This is a genomic window from Planktothrix tepida PCC 9214 (assembly GCF_900009145.1).
GTDB classification, from domain to species: Bacteria; Cyanobacteriota; Cyanobacteriia; order Cyanobacteriales; family Microcoleaceae; genus Planktothrix; species Planktothrix tepida.
In genome coordinates this window covers 375,662-396,725 of record NZ_LN889813.1, presented here as the reverse complement: position 1 = coordinate 396,725, position 21,064 = coordinate 375,662, and the positions used below count along the sequence as shown (strand labels likewise).

Below are 21,064 nucleotides of genomic sequence, written 5' to 3'. Positions count from 1 at the left end.
ACTATTATGAATGGGAAATATTAACTAAAAAACAGGAGATGAAGGCAAAGATTTGAGATGTTGTTCTGACCAAGAAAAGCGAGATGCTTTAAAAAATTGATCAAAAATAATAGTTAGGGGAGATAGGGCAAACAATGACCAGAATAGAGCCGTTGAGATAAAAAATTGATGTTGTAAAATAAAGGTTAATCCAGCGATTAATACAGCCCATAAAATTCGGCTTAAGGTGGCATTGGGAATAGAACGTGGATCGGTAATCATAAAAAAGGCAAACAATAATAAACTGCCACTCATCAGTTGATGACTATAAACATCCCAACTCCATCCTAAACTGAAATTTCTCCAAGCTTCTAATCCCGTATAGGTGATTAAAAAGGCAAGGGAAGTATCCCAGCGACCCACTTTTTTAAGAATAATTCCTCCCGTTACTAAAAATAGAAGGAAATACCAAGAATCCGTTCCCCATTGTCCAGGGGAAACCCAAGCATCGGCTGTTAAACTTAAGGCGATAATAATCCCAAAATTACCGGGATTAAAAAAATGTTTTCCTTGAGATTGAAAGATAAATTTACTGGCGATCGCACAACATCCGGCTAAGGCTACGGTTGTCCAATGGTTAGCTCTTAGGAGTAAACACAACCCTAATGCGGTAATTAAGGCACTGCGCCAAGACGCTAAAAATTCTGGGGGTAAAAGTGTAATTTTTTTGTTAATATAGAAGGAGGAAAGGCAAGAGAAAAACCATTGAGTCAATAAACAACTACACCCAATTACCAGCATGAAATTAGGTCTTAATGTCCAATCTCTCGTTCCAATTCCTAGAAGTAAAAACAACAACAAAAATAGAATTTGAGCGTTCCGAGCATCTTTAAACATGAGTTCATCCTTAAATGAGCTTAGACTAAAAGCAGTTGAATCCACTGATCTAACGGTTGACGATATTGTTCTGTTAATTGTTGCCCTAATTGACTAATTGCCTTGAGATTGGCTTCGGAAGGATCATCCATCGGTAAAGTTTTGCGATCCGTCAAAACCGTATTAATTCGTAAATAACGTTCAGGTTTACCCGTCGTATCAAAGATTTGTTTCATTTGATAGTCAACGGTTTCTGCCACCCCAGTCATAATAATATCAAATAGAGGATCAAGCCATTTTAATTTCCCCCAATCTTTCGCTTCCGCATAAGGATATTTCTTTTTAACCTCCCCTGTTCCTAATGATAAAATCACCATTTCTTTAGCCGTTGGGCCTGTTTCATAGCGATTATCAAGATTAGAGTCTTGATTAAATTTATGACGGGCTTCTGCGTAGGCACAGAGAGCCGGATTATTGGCAAAGACTCCCCCATCAATACAAGTATAAACCTCCTGGTTGAGAGCGTGAATTTGAGCGACTTCAAAAAACGTTGGGGCGGCAGAGGTAGCCCGGAGAACATCTCGAATTAAATAATCATCTTTTGGGTTTAATTTAGCATCATGTTGGGTAAAAAAGTGGGCTTCTCGTCTTTCTATTTCATAGGAAGTAATCAAGCAAGGTTTAAGCAGTTCGCTCAATTTAAGATCTTTAAAAAAATCCCCCATCACCTGATTAAACTTTTGATAGGAGTATTTTTCATTAAATAATCCTCCTACTGTTTGCAAAGAATCATTAAAAAAAGGATAAAATATTTGGCTGGATTGATATCGAAAAAAATCATAAACTTCTTGGGCCGAACACCGAGGTCTGAGGGGATTTTCAGCATCAGGACAAAGATAAAGAGCAGTTAAAATTCCTCCGGCACTGGTTCCCGCAATTAAATCAAAATAATCCGCAATTCTAGCATCGGAATTTCCAGTAAAATCCTGTAATTTCTGTTCAACATACTTTAATACTTCGGCGGACATGATTGCTCGTAGCCCCCCACCATCAAGAGAAAGAATGCGAGTAAATTGTGACATTTTTTACGATAACCTCCATGTAGAAAGACACTGATCAGTTTAGGAAAGATTCCAATGTTCTGATAAATACGCTTGAATATCACAAAAGTCATTCCAATGGATATAAGGTTTTTGATATTCATCTAAATATTGTGCCAAACGATCACGCGCAAAAACAATAGGGGCAGCTAATGCCATATTTAAGTCTGTAACGGAGTCTCCAATTGCAATAGGTTCAGTATTAGGATAAGATTCCATCACTTTGACTTTAGCTACTAATTCGGTATCGGCTTCAAATTCAGAATGAACTTTAAAATACGCCCCTGAAGTCTCTAAATCAACAGCATAAATCTGATCAATTTTTGAACTTAAATCTCCTAAAACTGTTTCTACCATCACCCGAACACCTCCTGAAACTAAAACAAAGGGAACGCCTTGAGTTTTGAGAAAATCTAAAAATTCCACAAACCCTGAGCGTATTTTCTTTGTTCTTGAAAATTCAATAATTTCAGGATAGCAACGCGAAGGAATTGACTCTAACATTTTTCTAACTCCTTCTCGTAAGGTCATTTCCCGACCATACAATAATGGCATAATTTCAGCCGCCATTTCTGGAGCAAATTCTTTTAACATTCCTACAAAAGTTTCTTCTGCCGTAATTGTTCCGTCAAAGTCACAAAAAATAATAGAATTCATCATTAGTTATCAGTTATCAGTTATCAAGTATCCGCATCATCAGTTATCAGTTATCAGTCAACTAATAAGGATTTTGTCGCCACCATTCTCGAACTAATTTAATTTCTTCATAATTATACTGTTCTCCTAGATGTTCGTAAAGAATTTTTAAGCTGGTATCTCCGACTTTTTCTACTGCTTGGATAATTTTCTTTTGACGCTCTGGTTCAACGAATTGATCAAGATTTATATCCTGATTAGCTGCAATTAATTGGGTTAAATGGTCAGCAATGGTGCTGGTTTTTAACCCTCGTTCATTGGCGATCGCATTTAAACTTAATCCCTGTTGACATAACTTGAGAGTCATGATTAAACTATCAGATAAATCCTCCAGAGTTAGACGCTTAACTTCTGATGATTTAGGTTTATAATTTGAACCCGTTTGATCTTGAAAATAGGTAGAAATGGCTTCAGTAAATTGTTTACCATACCGTTCTAGTTTATAACTTCCGACCCCAGAAATTTCACTTAATTCTTCTAAAGTTTGGGGTCGTTGTTGGGCCATTAATCTTAAGGTAGAATCGGAAAAAACCATATAGGGAGGGATAGATTGTTCATCGGCTAATTTTTTTCGGAGTTGGCGTAACTGTTCAAATAGCATTTCTACTTCCACCGCCAAAGATCGGGTTGATTTTTCCAGATTTTGTTCTTTAATGACTGTAATTTCAACTTTTCTTTCCCGTTTCATCACTTCCCAACTACGGGAATTTAACTTTAAAATTGCATAACCATCGGTGGTTTGATCGAGTAGTCCTTGACGTAAAAGCGATCGCCCTAAATTCTTCCATTCTTCTGCTGTTTTATCTTTTCCAATGCCATAGGTAGACAGTTGATCATGATGTCGCTCTATAATTTTTTGACTTTTCGATCCTCTCAATACATCAATAATATAAGTCATCCCAAATCTTTCGTGACATCGGGCAACACAAGATAAAAATTTCATCGCTTCAATTGTCCAATCTTCAACGGGATTTTGTGTTCGGCAATTATCACATTTTGCACAATTTTCTGAGAAAAATTCACCAAAATAACTCAATTGAACTGTGCGCCGACATTCCGATGCTTCAGCATAATCTAACATTTGCCGTAACTGTTGACGGGCAATGCGTTGCTCATCGGGGTCGGGTTTTTGATCAATTAAATATTCAATGGTTTTAATATCACCATAACTAAAAAATAACGTACATCTCGCTGATTCTCCATCTCGTCCTGCCCGTCCAGATTCTTGATAGTAACTTTCTAAGGTTCGCGGTAAATTATAATGAATCACAAAGCGAACATCGGGTTTATTAATGCCCATACCAAAGGCAATCGTTGCTACCATAATCTGCACATCATCCCGAATAAATCGGGTTTGATTTTCAGCGCGTAAAGTATCTTCCATTCCGGCATGGTAGGGTAAAGCTGAAATTCCATGACTTTGTAGCCTAAACGCTAGATCTTCTACATTTTTTCGGCTTAAACAATAAATAATTCCTGAACCTCCGACATCCTGAATTATTTTTAATAACTGGGTAAAATTTTGTTTTTTCTTAGGGATAACTTCATAATATAAATTAGGACGATTAAAACTAGCAACATGAATATAGGGATTTCTTAACTCTAACTGTTGAATAATATCCTGTCTAACCCGTTGAGTTGCTGTTGCCGTTAAGGCTAAAACGGGAATTTTAGGATAACGCTTTCGCAGTTGTTTTAATTGGCGATATTCGGGGCGAAAATCATGCCCCCATTCCGAAACACAGTGCGCTTCATCAATGGCAAAAGCTGAAATTCCTAATTGAGCTTCTATCAGATCTAAAAATAATAAAAACTTTTCGGATAATAATCGTTCGGGTGCAACATAAAGCAGTTTAATTTCACCATTTAAAATCGCAGCTTCACGGTTTTTTCCCTCCGCAACCGTTAAGGTACTATTGAGAAATGTCGCCCCAACTCCATTATCTTGTAATGCCTCCACTTGATCTTGCATTAAGGCAATTAAAGGAGACACGACTATCATTAATCCAGGTTTTAATAAAGCCGGAAGTTGAAAACACAAAGATTTTCCCCCTCCGGTGGGCATAATAATTAATGAATCTCGCCTTTGTAGTGCCTGTTCAATAATTTCGCGCTGCCCGGGTCGAAAAGAATCATAGCCAAAGAAATGTTTAAGGGACTGTTCTAGGGATTGGGGTTGGGCAAAGGGAGTAGAAATTAGCCCTGACATTGCTCGTGATTTAGATAAAACGTCTTTTTTATTTTATGATTAAAACTGGGTAAATGGCTGCGAAATCTCGATAAAATTTTGTCCGGGATAACAAAGACTAGACACTGAATGCCTCAAAGATGTTAAATTTTAATACAAAGTTGTCAATTTTAGAGGAGCTTTATGCCGAAAGCCGTTTGGAATGGTGCAGTTTTGGCAGAAACTGACCAATGCGTTGTTGTTGAGGGGAATCAATATTTTCCCCCGGACTCCATCAATCGTGACTATTTCCAAGAAAGTAATACCCATACTATCTGTGGTTGGAAAGGGGTGGCGAGTTATTATGATATCGTTGTTGATGGTCAAGTGAATAAGGATGCCGCTTGGTATTATCCTGAAACAAAATCTGCTGCCAAAAATATTGAAGGTTATATTGGATTTTGGAAAGGGGTTAAGGTTGAGGTTTAAGGGGTTTCATGTTGATTGATGAACCGAAATTAACATAACCAAAGATAACTTGTAGGGGCGAGGTCATCTCGCCCTGACGCTCAAAATTAATTTACGGCTGTAGGATTTATTAATAATAATTTTGATAAAAATCTTCCACTTTTGAGTACAATTAAACTATTATCGATTAATCCTAATTTACTGTGCAACCTTCTCCTCCAGAGTCTTTTAATTCTCCCCAACTTCCGAATCAACGGTGGTATATTTTTCCACAACAACCCGACCTCGCTCAAAAATTATCGGATGTAATGGGAATTATCCCTTTAGTCACTCAAGTCTTAATTAATCGAGGAATTGAAACCCCGGAACAGGTGGAAGCATTTATCACCCCAGAATCTCAAGTTTTACCCTCTCCTTTAGAAGAATTTAAGGATTTATTAAAAAGTGTAGAATTGTTAGAAACTGCTATTAATCAAGGAGATAAAATAGCGATTTGTGGCGATTATGATGCCGATGGAATGACGAGTACCGCTTTATTAATGCGATCGCTTTCTTTATTAGGAGCTAATGTTAATTATGCCATCCCTAGCCGCATGACAGAAGGCTATGGGATTAATACCCGAATTGTTGAAGAATTTCATCAGGAAGATGTTAAAATTATTCTTACTGTTGATAATGGAATTGCTGCCTATCAACCTATTGTTAGAGCTAAGGAATTAGACTTAACGGTGATTATTACGGATCACCATGATTTGCCAGAAAAATTACCCCCAGCCGATGCTATTCTTAATCCTAAATTATTACCTGTATTCTCTCCCTATCGAGGATTAGCAGGGGTGGGAGTGGCTTATATTTTAGCGATTTGTTTAGCTCAAAAATTAGGAAAAATTAACGGTTTAGTTAATCCTTTGTTGGAATTATTTACATTAGGAACGATTGCGGATTTAGCCCCCTTAAATGGCGTTAACCGACGGTGGGTAAAACGGGGTTTAAAGTTATTACCTTATTCTCAAATCACCGGAGTTCAAGCGTTAATTCAAGTGGCGGGAGTTTCTAGTGGATATCAAGTTAAATCAGAACAACAGCCCGAAAATCCTATCATTCCTCCGGCTTCTAAAACTCTAAAACCCGATGATATTGGCTTTCGGTTAGGGCCGAGAATTAATGCCATTGGACGGTTAGCTGATCCGCAAATTGTGATAGAATTATTAACAACTGAAAATATGGGAATTGCCTTAGAACGGGCAATGCAGTGTGAACAAATTAATCAAAAACGTCAACAGTTATGTGAAGAAATAGAACAAGAAGCGATCGCTTGGGTAGAAGAACAACAAATAGATTTTAAACAAGAACGGGTGTTAGTAGTAGTACAACCTCAATGGCATCATGGCGTGATTGGAATTGTTGCATCTCGCTTAGTTGAACGATATGGGGTTCCGGTGTTTATTGGAACCTATGAACAGGAAGAAAATACAACAGAATCTCCCCAAATGATTCGAGGTTCAGCTAGGGGAATTTTTGAATTTGATGTGTTTAAAGCCTTAGAATATTCTCACGATTTACTGCATAAATTTGGAGGACATAAAGCCGCTGGAGGATTTTCTTTATTAGCAGAAAATTTAGAACTATTTCGACTGCGGTTAAAGGAATTTGCCCATCAATGTTTAGAATTAGAACATCTCAAACCCTTAATTAAAATTGATGCTCAAGCGAATTTAAGTGAAATTAATTTTAATCTCTATGATCAACTTGATCAATTACATCCCTGTGGTATTGAAAATAACGCCCCGACCTTTTGGACTCAAAATGTTAGAATTATTCAACAACGAGTGGTCGGAAAAGGACATATTAAACTCACCTTAACCCAAGATAAATTTTCCCATACTCAACTCACAGCCTTACCTACAATTAATGCAATGGCGTGGCGTTGGGCGGACTATTTCCCCCTTCCCCAATGTTTGGATATTGCCTATCATTTAAAAGAAAATAGTTGGAATGGTCAAACCAATATTGAATTAGAATTAGTCGGAGCTAGATTACCAGAATCTCCCGAAAATGATCAACCTCAATTAACAAAAAGCGCAGAATTTTATTATAATAATAAACAATATTATTGCAGTTTATCTTCTATTGGTGAAACCCAAGAATTAAGAATTAAGAATCAGAAAGGGGAAGTATTAGCCATCCAAAAAGGTCAACGCTTTGGACTGTTAGGAACAAGTCGTCAAGATGCTGAAACCGTTGATGTTTCTCAACCTGTTTTTTACGATTTAATTCAATCGGCTATTAAAGCGTTAGGGTAAGCTTATAATCTTAGTAATAGTTAGGGCTCTTCTAGGGTAACTATGATAAATTAGGAGAAAAATGCCAATTTAAGAGAACTCTTCTTCTAAAGTTAGCAAAATTATTTAAGCCATACGCTCTTCTCTTAATTAACTTAATTTTCTGATTGATTCCTTCGACGGCTCCTTGGGTAGTTCGATTGTCGAAATAGGCGAGAATTTCGGCAATCCACCTTTTGATTGTTTGGCAGCTTTTTGGGAAGTCTTTATAAGATGATTCAGTCCATTCTACCAGTTGCCAAAATGCCTCATCTCCCGTTATTTGACTTTCAAATATATCTCTAAATTTCTCTTTTCTATCATACATATCCATTAATTCTGGCATGACTTCTTTGAGAACTGACAATTTTGATTTTTCCGTCTCGTTCAAATCTTCTTTCTTTTTCAGCAAAGGATATTTACTCTCTTTTATTCCTGAGATTTGACGTTCTCTTTCCGTTTTATTTTTGATTTTTTCTGCCTGTTTTTTCTCGGTTTTTCTCCGATAGTCTAACTCTTCATTGACTTGTTTCATGACGTGAAATCTATCCGCAACTACTTGTGCATTCGGCATCAGTTCTTCCACTACACTTTTATAGGGAACCCACAAGTCTATACTGACCGCTTCCATTTCTTTTAATATCGTTTCAATTTCTGCCGGACTCATTCGATTTCTTTTTCCGGTATTCACCACATCTGTTGCTAACACTTCTTCAACCACTTTTTGGGCTAGTCTTTTTGTATATGTTCTTCTTTTCTTCACAAAACTTAATTCTTCGGAAAATACTTTCTGGCAGTTAGGGCATCTAAATTGACGGCGATTTACATTCAGAAAGACATCAAAACTACTCACAGGAATATCTCGCACTCTATGTCGATGTGATTGATGTACTTTACTTCTGCTCTTCCCACAATTAGGGCAAGTCACGTTAGTCTGTTTATTTTCTAATTCAATCAGAAGTTCATTCTCCGTAATAAAATGATAATTTGTTGCTTTAAAACCGGGAAAGTTAATGATTTGAGTAATAAAATAAAGTAGGGAGTTAGATGGCATTTTTATAAAAAAGTCATTTTTCTTAGTGATTTAGTCAATATTTAATACCATAAAATACTGTCTATGTCAATCTCCCATCATCCGTTTTACCCAATTCAACTTTAAAACTTCTTCCCCTTTTTATTTTTTGTTTATTATTAATTTATCATAACTAGCCTAGAAGAACCAAGATTTTCCATCGATCGCAATCCAATCAACGCCTTCTTTTTGCCAATAATATTTCTCAACTGTTGACTGAAAAATTAACTGAATCTCTATTAGATTTATCCCGATCATTACTCGTCTAATGGTACTATAAGATGGCAATTTTTTAGCGGTAACTTTTAATAATTTAATGAGTTTATGTTCTTCGTTTTTTCTAAAATTATCTATTTGCTTATAAGTCACATTGCCAGTTAGCAGGGCCAAAATAATGATAGTCAACACTACCCATAATTCATGTCTTTTACCCCGATTTTTCCGAAAATCCTTGACTAACTTCAGTTGTTCAATTATACTGTTTAACATGATTTTTTTAAAACCAAATAAAAGTGATCTCTTTTTAATTTTATCAAAAAAAGATCACTTTTATTTTCCTTTTTACCCCTGACTTTGAAAACCCCCTGGGCGGCGACGAGGGGGTCGCAGGTTCAAATCCTGTCATCCCGATTTGATCATAGACCTGCTAACTCCTATCCCAAAGCAAGCGTGCTACCACTGCACTAATTGCCAGGTGTTATGTACAGAGTGTACACCCTTGATTGTACGCGGGTTGTAGTGTTGTATCCTAATATAATAGCCCAGAGCAAGCTGATATTCTATCCTTAAATGTTAGCTACAAATAATTGATCGGGTGGCTAATCACTTTTTCCTATCCCCTGTTCCCTGTATTCAGTGATAATGAAACCTCGTCGCACCCGCAGTCAAGACCGAATTCTCACCGAACTCAAAACCCTAAAGCGCGCCGTTTCTGCTCAAGAGCTTTATTTAGAGTTGCGTAAAACAAACCAAACGATGGGGTTAGCAACGGTTTATCGATCTTTGGATGCGTTAAAACGGGAAGGGTTAATTAATGTCCGCACCTTAACTACAGGAGAGGCGGTTTACAGTTGTATGCAGCAAGATGAACATCATCTCACCTGTGTTGAGTGTGGACGTTCTATCCCCCTCGATGAATGTCCGGTTCACCACTTAGAAACTCAACTTCAACAATCCCACAAGTTTAAAATTTATTACCATACCCTAGAGTTTTTCGGACTTTGCGATCGCTGCGCTCTGACTCAGCAAGAAGTATAGCAGGAGTTAACAGAGGAGGAGATGGGGGGAGCTAACACTCAACCGTTAACACCCCTCTTCCATCTACCTGGGTCTTCCTAATGTTGTAATATAAAGCACAGCTTCATCCGTAGGAATACCGAGAACTTCATTAACTTGATCATCGAAAAATCCACCAATTCCACTGACACCCAAACGTAAATAAATGGCAGCCAAGTTTAAACGTTGTCCCAGATGACCTGCATCTAAATGTAAATAACGATACACTCGATCTCCGTAGTTCGCGATCGCTTTTTTCAAATCCGCCGTATGAAATAAAACGGCTGCTGCATCTCGTCCCAAATCTTGTTGTAAACACAAATAGTACAACTCCCGACGAAAATTTTTAAACCGAATTTGCCTTAACTCTTGGGCTTTAGGAGCATAATAATAACATCCATCCTCCAAACCATTAACTCCAGAAACGGCAATAAATGTTTCAATTAAACTGAGATCAAAATAATCGGGAGAACCATCTAACCCTTGATGAATATAATGGTGAGGTTGATAGGTAAAATCTAAAAGGGCTAAGAGTTCATTTAACATCAATTCCGATCCATTATAAGCCCGTGTAGATCGTCGTTTTACCATTATTTTTTCTAAGCCGGATAAATTTTTCCCCCAATCAATAGAACTCGTTACCGTTGCTACCTTGGTACAAAATGGAAAATTATATTTATCTTCTAAAATTCCATCTATCTCAAGCAGTTTCCAACCTTGACTTCCAGAAGAATCCGTTTTTAATTTAGTCGCTTGATGCAAATAAGCTAATAGTTCTCCATCGGTAAGATTAGGGTAATCTGTTTGAGTTTCCGACGGTAAAGCTGTTCTTAAACGGGGTAAATTTTCGTCAATTTCCAGGAGATTTGCCAATGCTAAAACTGCGGTTGCTCCTTCTACTTCAGTATCTAAATATAACAATTGGTTCAAAGTATCATCCGCAAATCCTCCAATTAAATGGGGTCGATAATCATTCATCGCTGCCATTAATTCAAGATTGCCTAATAAATGACCCGTATCTAAACAAATCCGCCGATAAGCCCGATCTTGATAACGCCAGAAAGAACGATAAAAAACCGCCGTTGTTACCAGGGCTAAATGGGTATTTTCTAATACAGGATGCCAAAAACAAGCGTCGCGTAAATCGTGCCAAACTTGATCTTCCCAAAATTGAACTAAAGCATGGGTTTGAGGTTGATAATGATATAAACCCGGAGCTAAAATTGCAGTTCCCCTAGAAATTAAATAAATTTCGGCTGGATATAACCCACCCGCCGAGGGAGCAGCCCTAAGATAATGGACACCCCCCATGGTCGGGAGTTTTGCTGTTAAACCATAACTATGCAGCAGTAAATGGGATAAACGTTGCCAAAGTCGGGTTTTAGGGTCACTAGAGGTGGCTTCCTCCACACTCTTCAAGTAAGGTTTGAGGTCAAAGACTTTACCGATTTTATACTCTTTAAAGGGAATGGGCTGTTTTTCCCAGTCCAAGGTTTGGCTTTTTAAGGCGAGGGTTTCTGGGTCATATTTCGTGCGTTCATGGTAGTGTTGGGCAATGGATTTTTGAGATTCTGACATAAGATTAACCCGATGCAGAACAATAACGCTTTTTCTTAGTGTAGACTTTTCTTTTCCGTTTCTTCCTATTTCCTAAAGTGGGTTTTTACATGAGGGGAATATTCAGGTGTCTCATCCCCAATACCTGACACCCAACGCCAATTCTGATTATCGCGTTTAATTTGTAACTTTTTCATTACATTTTGGATAATAGAGTTGCAGTGATCAAAAAAATCGCTGTGCTAGTCTATTTTCCAGCAAAAACAAGATGATATAATTGAAGTGAGCTTAAGCTAAGGGGAGTAAAAGATTTCAAATGATAGATCCTATTGGTTTAATTCCAACCGCAATTCAAGGTTATAACTGGATTCGGATGTGGCATGAAAAACAAACTAATCCACCCCATCTTCCAGATAATGCGCTCATGCTATTTAAGCGATTTAAAGAGGCTTATGATACAAAAAATCTTATCAAACTCAGTTTTACTATCTCAGATCATTACCAAGGAGATTTAAATGGAGTTTCTACTAAGCAAGAATACCTTAGTAGCCTAAAACGAGTTTTTGATAGTTTACCTTTATTATCTCCTTGCTTATCGATTAATGTTTATAGTATTATCGAAAATCGTAACGATGTAGTTTCTGCAATTATTGATACTCAATCAAAGACATCGTTTTTAGGAATTCCCCTGACAAATTATGATTCTACGCCTATTCGCTGTGAAATTCGTCCTGAACAGGGGTTATGGGTAATTACTAAGATGTTTATTGAATGGCGATTAATTCCATAGTGTAATTTTGTAGGGGCGAGGCGCGCCCCATTGGTGTCAACTTAAATGATTAATGCCCTGAACTCAAGTTCGGGCTAAAAGCGATCGGCATCTAAAGATGACTCAAGACTGGTCTTTCTTAACCCGTTTTAACGGGTTTGAGCTTTTAGCCTGAAATTTATTTCAAGGCTTTTGGCGCGATTGTTGACACTGATGGGCGCGCCTCGCCCCTACAATTTTTGTTATATTATAGATGACTCAATACAGGTATTTGAAAAAGTAGAAACCCTTGCCACCTTTTGTTATGAATCAATTTGATTCTCAAGCTTAACAAACTTCTGAAAGGCTAATTTTGCTGCCCCTATCATTCCCGCCTGATTTCCTAATTCCGCAATTAATATTTCTAACCCCTCTCTACAAATCAATAAAACCCGTTGTTCTAATTCCGCTTTTAAAGAAGGTAAAAATAAATCTGCCCCCGCACTAATTCCCCCGCCTAAAATAACGGCTTGTGGGGTTAAGACATAAATTAAACTCGCTAATCCTATTCCTAATAATTTGCCGTATTGTTGCCAATAAGCGATCGCATTTTCATCCCCAGCTAAAGCTTTTTCTGCTAATTCTGCGGGTTCTAATCCCGTATCTCGACGAATGGCTTGTACAGAAGTATATTGTTCTAAAGAACCTCGATTTCCACTATTACAAACCGGGCCATCAAAATTAATACTAATTAATCCTAACTCCCCCGCCGCTCCTTGATGTCCGACGAATAATTCCCCATTTAAAATAATCGCCCCACCCACACCTGTTCCTAATGTTAATAAAATTAAATTTTGAAACCGTCGCCCCGCCCCTAACCACGCTTCTCCTAACCCCGCACAGTTGGCATCATTGGCTAAAATTACAGGTAAACCCGTTTTTTCTTCTAACCTCAAACCTAACGGAACATCCCGCCATCCCGCTAAATTAATCGCCACTTTGGCAATTTTTCCCGTCCCATCCACAGGGCCCGGTGTTCCTAAACCAATCGCCCGAATACTATTGACATTTTCTCTAATTTGTGCTATAGCCTCAACCAATGTTGCTAAAACGGCTTCTGGTGTCGCGAGTTGGGGTGTGGGAACGGTTAAGGATTCATAACAAGTCCCATCGGCGGCGAAACGTCCCAATTTAATCGCTGTCCCCCCTAAATCAATTCCAATAACTTGTACTGACTGTTCGCTATTCACTATTTTTAGTAAGCCCTTTAGGGCTTGATCCAAAAGAACGAAAGAGTTAAGAAGTAGTTTTTAGTAAGCCCTTTAGGGCTTGATCCAAAAGAACGAAAGAGTTAAGAAGCCCTGAAGGGCTTACTACTTAAATATCGGGTTCATCAACCATGCGGCGGTCAATACTAGAATTGAAAACAGGTTCGACCCGAATGGCTTTAATGGCACTGGGACGAACAACCATATATTCTTTAGACGTGGTATCTTCTGCCCGGTGTTTAATCGGAACATTGACAAATTCACTACTATCAAACTTGGGCAGTAAAACTTTGTTGTACCACACTTGAAACTCTTGCATTGTGGAAAACTTGATTTCTTCTCGATGACCCCCCTCAATCATGAGGTGTACGACATATTCATCAGGCGTTCTGGGCATAATGACTCGCGGCTAAAAACGGGTTGGTTAACCTAATAAGACGTCAACCGTTGATGATTAGTGTCTCATTAATTGGCGATAAAGTCTACTCCAATGATGGACACAATCTTTACAAAAATTGACAAAAAAAGAGGGGTTATGCCGTTGACAAAACCGGGGATTCATGGGAAACTATTTATAATATAATGGGATGCTTGCATTTTTAAAATTTTTGCTAATATCCCATTATATTAACTATCAATATCTTAACACAGCCCCAACTTTTAAGCAACCTCAAAAATTGAAAATTTTTCTAAAAAAACAACAGAATTAAATGATTTTTAGAATAGATTCTTATAGATTACAGCGATGAGGGAGTTGATATTCACCGAATCTAATCTGTGTGAATCCCTTTAATCTGTCTAACTCCGTACTTTTTTGACACTCCCATGCCGTCATGCGGTGGGCTTGCGCTTTTTAAGAAATCTGTCAAGGTTTAATCAAACAGTTCACACGAATCTAAACCGATACCCTTAAAATGTTCAACAGATTTACGAGTAAGCTATATACTCAATCACGCACAGGCAAGATGCCTGTTCCACAACTCATATACTGGAATTCATAATGCCGAAACGTACCGACATACAGAAAATTTTGCTTTTAGGGTCTGGGCCGATTGTAATTGGACAAGCCTGTGAGTTTGACTATTCAGGAACTCAAGCGTGTAAAGCCCTGCGGGAAGAAGGTTATGAGGTGGTGTTAGTCAACTCTAACCCCGCAACAATTATGACTGACCCAGAAACAGCCGAACGCACCTATATTGAACCTCTGGTGCCTGAAGTCGTCGCCAAGGTGATTGAAAAAGAACGTCCTGATGCTTTATTGCCTACAATGGGAGGTCAAACCGCCCTTAATTTAGCCGTTGCCTTATCAAAAAATGGCATCTTAGAAAAATATGGAGTCGAACTAATTGGTGCTAAATTAGAAGCCATTGAAAAAGCCGAAGATCGGCAACTATTCAAAGAAGCAATGGAACGAATTGGCGTCGCTTGTTGCCCTTCGGGAATTGCCAATACCATGAATGAAGCGCGAGATGTAGGGCGTCAAATTGGAACTTATCCATTAATTATTCGTCCCGCCTTTACCATGGGAGGAACCGGAGGCGGGATTGCCTATAACCAAGAGGAATTTGAAGAAATTTCTCAATCCGGTTTAGATGCGTCTCCGGTGTCTCAAATTTTAATCGAACAATCCCTCATCGGTTGGAAAGAATACGAATTAGAAGTGATGCGGGATCTCGCTGATAATGTGGTGATTATTTGTTCGATTGAAAACCTCGATCCCATGGGTATCCATACGGGGGATTCAATTACCGTTGCTCCCGCCCAAACCTTAACCGATAAAGAATATCAACGACTGCGGGATGCGTCGATTAAAATTATCCGAGAAATTGGGGTAGAAACCGGAGGTTCTAATATTCAATTTGCGGTTAATCCCATGACGGGAGATGTAATTGTGATTGAGATGAATCCCCGTGTCAGTCGGTCTTCCGCCTTAGCTTCAAAAGCCACTGGGTTCCCCATCGCTAAATTTGCAGCGAAATTATCGGTGGGATATACCTTAGATGAAATTAAGAACGATATTACCAAGAAAACCCCGGCTTCCTTTGAACCGACTATTGATTATGTGGTGACAAAAATTCCCCGATTTGCCTTTGAAAAATTCCCCGGTTCTGAGCCTGTTTTAACCACACAAATGAAGTCCGTTGGGGAAGCAATGGCAATTGGTGGAACTTTCTGTGAATCCTTCCAAAAAGCTTTACGATCTTTAGAAACGGGGTTAGCAGGTTGGGGTTGCGATCGCTCAGAAAAACTCTCTAGTCTGGATCATATTCGTTCCGGTTTACGCACCCCTAACCCAGAACGGATTTTAACCGTTCGTAACGCGATGATCTTGGGAATGACGGTTGAAGAAATCTATGAACTCACGGGAATTGATCCTTGGTTCTTAGATAAAATGCAGGAATTATTAGAAACGGAAAAATTTCTCAAACGCACAACCTTAAAACAGTTAAACGCAGATCAACTGTTAGCGGTAAAACGTAAAGGATTTAGCGATCGCCAAATTGCCTTTGCTACAAAAACCACTGAAGATGAAGTCCGCACCTATCGCCAAGAATTAGGGATTAAACCTGTTTATAAAATGGTCGATACCTGTGCGGCAGAATTTGAATCCATGACCCCTTATTATTATTCAACCTATTGGGAAGAAGACGAAATTTTACCCTCAACTAAACCCAAGGTGATGATTTTAGGCGGTGGCCCCAACCGCATTGGACAGGGGATTGAGTTTGATTATTGTTGTTGTCATGCCTCCTATTCGTTACGCGCAGAAGGCTATGAAACCATCATGGTTAACTCTAACCCAGAAACGGTTTCAACGGATTATGATACCAGCGATCGCTTATATTTTGAACCCCTAACCAAAGAAGATGTTCTGAATATTATTGAAGCGGAAGAACCGGAAGGAATTATTATTCAATTCGGCGGTCAAACGCCTTTGAAATTAGCGTTACCCCTGCAACGAGCGTTAGAAAAACTGCCCCTAAAAACGAAGATTTGGGGAACCTCTCCTGACTCCATTGATATTGCTGAAGACCGAGAACGGTTTGAAAAAATTCTGCGGGAATTGAATATTTTACAAGCCGAAAATGGCATGGCTCGCAGTTTCAAAGAAGCGTTAAAAGTGGCACAACGCATCGGATATCCCGTGGTCGTGCGTCCGTCTTATGTCTTAGGAGGACGGGCGATGGAAATCGTTTATTCTGATGAAGAATTAGAACGATATATGCTGTTTGCGGTGCAAGTAGAACCGGATCACCCAATTTTAGTCGATCAGTTCTTACAAAATGCTATTGAAGTGGATGTCGATGCGATCGCGGATCAAAGCGGAAATGTCGTCATCGGTGGCATTATGGAACATATTGAACAAGCCGGAATTCACTCTGGGGACTCGGCTTGTTCAATTCCGTTCCAAACCTTATCAGAAACCGCCCTCGCCACCATTCGTCGCCAAACCATTGAACTCGCCAAAGCGTTAAATGTGGTGGGGTTGATGAATATTCAATTTGCCGTCCAAGGGGAAAAAGTCTATATTTTAGAAGCGAATCCCCGTGCGTCTCGAACGGTTCCCTTTGTTTCTAAAGCCATTGGCGTTCCCTTAGCCAAAATTGCATCACGGGTGATGTCGGGTAAATCCTTAACGGAATTAGGCTTAACTGAAGAAAAACTCCCCACCTACGTTTCTGTAAAAGAAGCGGTGTTACCCTTTGCTAAATTCCCGGGAACCGATGTGCTACTAGGGCCGGAAATGCGGTCTACCGGGGAAGTGATGGGTATTGATACCGACTTCGGCAAAGCTTTTGCGAAGGCAGAACTCGCCGCCGGACAAGTGTTACCTTTATCAGGAACAGTGTTTATCTCAATGAATGATCGGGATAAACAGGCAATTGTACCCGTGGTTGAGGATTTCTTGGCGTTAGGGTTTAAAGTCAGTGCTACCATTAACACTCGCAAAGTGCTCTGGGAAAATGGCGTAAAAGTCGATATGGAATTGAAACTGCACGAAGGACGACCGAATATTTTGGATGCGATTAAAAATCAGGCGGTGCAGTTGGCAATTATTACCCCGTCTGGGGAAGAGTCCCGCAGCGATGGAATTTTGATCCGTCGTTCGGCTTTAGCGTACAAAATCCCCATTATCACAACAATTGCCGGGGCTAAAGCAACGGTGGCTGCCATTCGTTCCTTGAAGTCTACTCCGATTGAGGTGAAAGCTCTTCAAGATTATTATCTCTAATAATATAGTGTTGGGTGTTGACGGTTGACCCTAGACGGCTTTGCACTGAGTTTCGACAGGTATTACAGTGAGTTTGTCGAACTGCTCAACTACTGCGTTCGACGCTCGCTCACGTCGAAGTCTCACGCCGAAGTCTTGCCGAAGTGTTGACCGTTGACCAACAGCCAAAACGCCTTGTCTGCCGCAGGTTTCCCTAAAAATGGATTCTTTTCGATAATAATTGTTCTTCTAACGCTGCAATTCGGTTATAAGCGGCCGTTAGCTGTGCAGTGAGGCGCTGAATTTGAATATCTGCGGTCAGGGTGGGTTCCCGACTGTAGTAATTGCTTTCTATATAGTCGTCATCCATAAGGACATCTTTGTGTTCCTGTACGGATGAACTTTGCCTTGTCTCTGAGGAATTTGAGGAGGAAGCTGAAAAACCATACTCCAGAAGGTTAGGAACTGCTGAGGTGGTTTCGGTAGATTCTTCCTGGGATAAATGCTCAGAGACTTGATCAGTAAGCTGCTTAATCATTTCGTATAACGCATCTACTTTATTCGTCAACGCGACAACTTGTTTGGTTAGCCCATCCATAAAAATACTCCTGTTTAACTCAAAAATCTCTTAAGTTAATCCTAGACAGCAAAAAGACAATATCCCATTATTTACTAAATTATTTAACCTTTTGCTGAAGTCTTCTGTTACGCATCTTTGCATACTGAAAGAAAGTCACATTTTCCTGCTGATGATCGATCCTAAAACTCCACATCTTCGGCGGGTGGGTCTATTCTTTTTTATCGTAGGAAGTACCGGAGTTATTTTTGTTAACCTTTGTTCTGTATTGTTCCCTTACTCCTCTGAGAAATTGAATCGGATGGATATTTATACTTGTTGCTTGTCAGGGTTATGAGCTTGTTTCGTTGTGTTCAAGCTTTCTGGGTTAGGAGTAGGGATAAGATTTAGGGAAACTTAACTCAATTGCTAATTTTCTTTTAAAATTTAGAGCTACTAATTAAATAGGATAAAGCTTAAAAATTAACAATTATAAATAATAGATAAAAACAGTTTAATTATTGTTTTCATAATTAACTCCAAAATTTTAATCCGCCAAAATCCAAAAAAGATCCTCGAAAAATAGTTTGTTCAATCTTGTATAGATTTCCGTCGGATCAAACGTTCTTCAAATCAATTCATATAAATTTTATTAATATTGTTGATCAGTATTTCCAGAGAACTCCCATTCAACACTTAACTTAAAATTCCCTACCTCTGGGACAAAAAGCTTCATTTCTCAAAAATAGTGCTGTTGTCCTGCTTTTCTAAAACTGCCCAAACTCATTAAATTTCCAAATTTTGTCATGAAACGTTGATTTTTTATCACAGAGGTCTTGAAAAATAGAGACAGTTAGTGTATTCCTAACCTAATTCTACCTTCAGGTAGATGTTACAAACTGACTGATTCTACTTTGTGTAGATTTTTCCAGCCTATCAGCAGAAAATAATTGCGAGTTTAAGGTTGTTGTGATTATATTAAGAATTGTAACAAACTTTTGACTTTTGCCTCTCCTGTGAGGGAATTCATCCGTTAATCTCGTGTTTAGGAGCAGCCAGAATGAAAGCCCTGATCCAACAAAACCCTTCTGATATCGCCTCCCAAGTGGCGGACTATTTCCAACGCAGTATTGGGAAGTGGTATTCAGAACGGCGTTACTACACCCTTCCAGAGGGGGAGACTCAAGAAGTCGCCAGCGAGATTACCGTAGAGTTTTTAGAACAAGGTAGCCCTGAACTGATTAATATTGCTCAATTACACCAATTAGATGATCCGACTATTATTACCTGCGGGTCAAAGATCAACTGGAAAAGTTCTAATTCCGTTTCAGGGAAAAAAATGGCTGAGGGGTCAACGGTGTTTGGAGTCTCCCAAACCCTACTTTATCGAGATCAAGCCTTTATGACCTCAAAACCCGTTGTTGCCCAATATTATATGCTCGATGCCAATACATTATGCCTCCGAACCGAGTACAATGGTTCTGTATTTGAAGAAGAACTTAAACTGGTTGGTCAGCGATACCGTACCCGACAAACGATTATTTCACGCGCTGGGGAACAAACTATGATTGGCCAATATTTAGAAAAACGGATTGAGTAATCTGTGAAGCGAAGGTTTTTTCTACAAGGAATGAGCACCTTAACCTTGAGTAGTGTCGTAGCCGGATGTAAAGAAGCTACGGCACTCAGGGTTGAAGTTCTCAAACGCTCTGTTCCTGTGCAAATGGTGAGCAAGTTTCGGCAACAATCTGGGCAAAAAGGGGTTGATTTTGTTCCCCAACCCCAACTCAACGATTTATTTAGAGTCTTACAAAAATCGAAATCTTCATCTTCCACTCAGTCATCGCCTCAAGCTGATTTGGTCATGATTGGAGATTTCTGGTTAAATTCTGCCATTCAACAACAACTCATTCAACCCCTTGATCCTAAATTATGGTCGCAATGGTCACAACTTCCCCCCCGTTGGCAAAATATTGTGCGACGGAATTCCGCAGGTAAATTTGATTCTAAAGGAGAAATTTGGGCGGCGCCTTATCGTTCAGGGAGTACCGTTATTATTTATCGGGTTGATAAGTTTAAGTCTTTAGGATGGACACCTCAAGACTGGAGTGATTTATGGCGTCAGGAACTCCGTCATCGGATTTCCTTACCGAATCAAGCACGGGAAGTCATTGGTTTAACGTTAAAAAAATTAGGTTATTCCTATAATACTGCTGATTTAAGCAAAGTCAAAAACTTAGAATCCGAACTCCGTCAACTACATCAAAATGTTAGACTTTATGACTCTAATAGTTATCTAAAACCGTTAATTTTAGGAGATACTTGGTTAGCCGTTGGTTGGTCTACGGATATTTCTCCAGAAGTACAATATCAAAATGGATTAGCCGCCGTTGTTCCCAAATCGGGTACTGCTTTATGGTTAGATTTATGGGTGAAACCTGCAAAGGTTCAAGCCTCTCCTCCGGCGACTTTAGGAGATCAATGGATTGATTTTTGTTGGTCGCCTCAAGTGGCGGCTCAACTGTCATTATTAACCGGAACAACATCTCCTATTATTTTAGGGATGAACCCGGAAGAGTTACCCCAATCATTAAGAGAAAATCCGCTCTTATTTCCTCAATCTTCTATTTTGGAAAAAAGTGATTTCCTCCAGCCCCTTTCCCAAAATTCTATTAAACAGTATCAACAATTATGGGAAAAAATCAGACTGGGAACCTAGATCTCTACCCATTATATCTGTAGAGACGCGCCATGGCACGTCTCTACTA

General features: G+C 39.1%; 17 protein-coding genes. 7 read left to right on the top strand and 10 right to left on the bottom strand.

From position 1 onward, the window contains the following. Positions 1–24: 24 nt before the first annotated feature. From PL9214_RS24355 to recQ, 4 genes are all read right to left on the bottom strand, one after another. Positions 25–876, bottom strand: a complete 852-nt coding sequence (locus PL9214_RS24355; RefSeq protein WP_072721718.1) for an RnfABCDGE type electron transport complex subunit D — start codon at positions 874–876, stop codon at positions 25–27. A 20-nt stretch (positions 877–896) separates the two neighbouring features. Continuing rightward, entirely contained in the window at positions 897–1,937 is a 1,041-nt protein-coding gene (locus PL9214_RS24350) for a patatin-like phospholipase family protein (RefSeq protein WP_072721716.1), read from the bottom strand. A gap of 39 nt (positions 1,938–1,976) precedes the next feature. Next, positions 1,977–2,612, bottom strand: coding sequence for an HAD-IB family phosphatase (locus PL9214_RS24345; protein ID WP_072721714.1), 636 nt, complete (start codon positions 2,610–2,612; stop codon positions 1,977–1,979). A gap of 61 nt (positions 2,613–2,673) precedes the next feature. Then, positions 2,674–4,860 (bottom strand): DNA helicase RecQ, encoded by a 2,187-nt coding sequence (gene recQ, locus PL9214_RS24340; RefSeq protein WP_072721712.1) that lies wholly within the window; start codon positions 4,858–4,860, stop codon positions 2,674–2,676. 162 nt (positions 4,861–5,022) lie between these two features. Here recQ and PL9214_RS24335 point away from each other — a divergent pair, with 162 nt between their 5' ends. After that, entirely contained in the window at positions 5,023–5,307 is a 285-nt protein-coding gene (locus tag PL9214_RS24335) for a DUF427 domain-containing protein (RefSeq protein ID WP_072721710.1), read from the top strand. Between the two features lie 182 nt (positions 5,308–5,489). Beyond that, a complete protein-coding gene (locus tag PL9214_RS24330) occupies positions 5,490–7,589 on the top strand; it encodes a single-stranded-DNA-specific exonuclease RecJ (RefSeq protein ID WP_072721708.1) in 2,100 nt (699 codons plus the stop codon). 40 nt (positions 7,590–7,629) lie between these two features. Here PL9214_RS24330 and PL9214_RS24325 read toward each other — a convergent pair whose 3' ends face one another. Further along, positions 7,630–8,661, bottom strand: a complete 1,032-nt coding sequence (locus tag PL9214_RS24325) for a transposase (protein WP_072721706.1) — start codon at positions 8,659–8,661, stop codon at positions 7,630–7,632. Positions 8,662–8,817: 156 nt separating this feature from the next. Then, on the bottom strand, positions 8,818–9,168 hold the full coding sequence (locus PL9214_RS24320; protein ID WP_072721704.1) for a transposase family protein: 351 nt from the start codon (positions 9,166–9,168) through the stop codon (positions 8,818–8,820). A 372-nt stretch (positions 9,169–9,540) separates the two neighbouring features. Here PL9214_RS24320 and PL9214_RS24315 point away from each other — a divergent pair, with 372 nt between their 5' ends. Then, on the top strand, positions 9,541–9,936 hold the full coding sequence (locus PL9214_RS24315) for a Fur family transcriptional regulator (protein WP_072721702.1): 396 nt from the start codon (positions 9,541–9,543) through the stop codon (positions 9,934–9,936). A gap of 63 nt (positions 9,937–9,999) precedes the next feature. Here PL9214_RS24315 and PL9214_RS24310 read toward each other — a convergent pair whose 3' ends face one another. Next, positions 10,000–11,532 (bottom strand): SagB/ThcOx family dehydrogenase, encoded by a 1,533-nt coding sequence (locus tag PL9214_RS24310; RefSeq protein ID WP_072721700.1) that lies wholly within the window; start codon positions 11,530–11,532, stop codon positions 10,000–10,002. Between the two features lie 295 nt (positions 11,533–11,827). Between PL9214_RS24310 and PL9214_RS24305 the strand changes: the two genes are divergently transcribed. Then, positions 11,828–12,301: a hypothetical protein gene (locus PL9214_RS24305; RefSeq protein WP_072721698.1), complete on the top strand. Its 474-nt coding sequence runs from the start codon at positions 11,828–11,830 to the stop codon at positions 12,299–12,301. 281 nt (positions 12,302–12,582) lie between these two features. Here PL9214_RS24305 and PL9214_RS24300 read toward each other — a convergent pair whose 3' ends face one another. Together PL9214_RS24300 and PL9214_RS24295 are read right to left on the bottom strand one after the other, a co-directional pair. Continuing rightward, positions 12,583–13,509: an ROK family protein gene (locus tag PL9214_RS24300; RefSeq protein ID WP_072721696.1), complete on the bottom strand. Its 927-nt coding sequence runs from the start codon at positions 13,507–13,509 to the stop codon at positions 12,583–12,585. 127 nt (positions 13,510–13,636) lie between these two features. Further along, positions 13,637–13,924, bottom strand: a complete 288-nt coding sequence (locus tag PL9214_RS24295) for a hypothetical protein (protein WP_072721694.1) — start codon at positions 13,922–13,924, stop codon at positions 13,637–13,639. A gap of 603 nt (positions 13,925–14,527) precedes the next feature. On the opposite strand from PL9214_RS24295, the gene carB reads away from it, so the two are divergent. Further along, positions 14,528–17,761 (top strand): carbamoyl-phosphate synthase large subunit, encoded by a 3,234-nt coding sequence (gene carB / locus PL9214_RS24290; RefSeq protein ID WP_072721692.1) that lies wholly within the window; start codon positions 14,528–14,530, stop codon positions 17,759–17,761. Positions 17,762–17,954: 193 nt separating this feature from the next. On the opposite strand, the gene PL9214_RS24285 is transcribed toward carB, so the two are convergent. Then, entirely contained in the window at positions 17,955–18,338 is a 384-nt protein-coding gene (locus PL9214_RS24285; RefSeq protein WP_072721689.1) for a hypothetical protein, read from the bottom strand. 1,018 nt (positions 18,339–19,356) lie between these two features. Here PL9214_RS24285 and PL9214_RS24280 point away from each other — a divergent pair. Continuing rightward, a complete protein-coding gene (locus PL9214_RS24280) occupies positions 19,357–19,896 on the top strand; it encodes a phycobiliprotein lyase (RefSeq protein WP_072721687.1) in 540 nt (179 codons plus the stop codon). A gap of 30 nt (positions 19,897–19,926) precedes the next feature. Beyond that, positions 19,927–21,015 carry an extracellular solute-binding protein gene (locus PL9214_RS24275; RefSeq protein ID WP_072721686.1) on the top strand — a complete coding sequence of 363 codons (1,089 nt, stop codon included), beginning with the start codon at positions 19,927–19,929 and terminating at the stop codon, positions 21,013–21,015. Positions 21,016–21,064 lie beyond the last annotated feature (49 nt).

What these genes read in the sequence shown, in the direction of transcription:
- PL9214_RS24335 (WP_072721710.1), top strand. Translation starts at nt 5,023, where the DNA reads ATGCCGAAAGCCGTTTGGAATGGTGCAGTTTTGGCAGAAACTGACCAA.
- PL9214_RS24285 (WP_072721689.1), bottom strand. Translation starts at nt 18,338, where the DNA reads ATGGATGGGCTAACCAAACAAGTTGTCGCGTTGACGAATAAAGTAGAT.
- PL9214_RS24315 (WP_072721702.1), top strand. Translation starts at nt 9,541, where the DNA reads ATGAAACCTCGTCGCACCCGCAGTCAAGACCGAATTCTCACCGAACTC.
- PL9214_RS24345 (WP_072721714.1), bottom strand. Translation starts at nt 2,612, where the DNA reads ATGAATTCTATTATTTTTTGTGACTTTGACGGAACAATTACGGCAGAA.
- recQ (WP_072721712.1), bottom strand. Translation starts at nt 4,860, where the DNA reads ATGTCAGGGCTAATTTCTACTCCCTTTGCCCAACCCCAATCCCTAGAA.
- PL9214_RS24325 (WP_072721706.1), bottom strand. Translation starts at nt 8,661, where the DNA reads ATGCCATCTAACTCCCTACTTTATTTTATTACTCAAATCATTAACTTT.
- PL9214_RS24275 (WP_072721686.1), top strand. Translation starts at nt 19,927, where the DNA reads ATGAGCACCTTAACCTTGAGTAGTGTCGTAGCCGGATGTAAAGAAGCT.
- PL9214_RS24295 (WP_072721694.1), bottom strand. Translation starts at nt 13,924, where the DNA reads ATGCCCAGAACGCCTGATGAATATGTCGTACACCTCATGATTGAGGGG.
- PL9214_RS24310 (WP_072721700.1), bottom strand. Translation starts at nt 11,532, where the DNA reads ATGTCAGAATCTCAAAAATCCATTGCCCAACACTACCATGAACGCACG.
- PL9214_RS24355 (WP_072721718.1), bottom strand. Translation starts at nt 876, where the DNA reads ATGTTTAAAGATGCTCGGAACGCTCAAATTCTATTTTTGTTGTTGTTT.
- PL9214_RS24280 (WP_072721687.1), top strand. Translation starts at nt 19,357, where the DNA reads ATGAAAGCCCTGATCCAACAAAACCCTTCTGATATCGCCTCCCAAGTG.
- PL9214_RS24305 (WP_072721698.1), top strand. Translation starts at nt 11,828, where the DNA reads ATGATAGATCCTATTGGTTTAATTCCAACCGCAATTCAAGGTTATAAC.
- carB (WP_072721692.1), top strand. Translation starts at nt 14,528, where the DNA reads ATGCCGAAACGTACCGACATACAGAAAATTTTGCTTTTAGGGTCTGGG.
- PL9214_RS24350 (WP_072721716.1), bottom strand. Translation starts at nt 1,937, where the DNA reads ATGTCACAATTTACTCGCATTCTTTCTCTTGATGGTGGGGGGCTACGA.
- PL9214_RS24320 (WP_072721704.1), bottom strand. Translation starts at nt 9,168, where the DNA reads ATGTTAAACAGTATAATTGAACAACTGAAGTTAGTCAAGGATTTTCGG.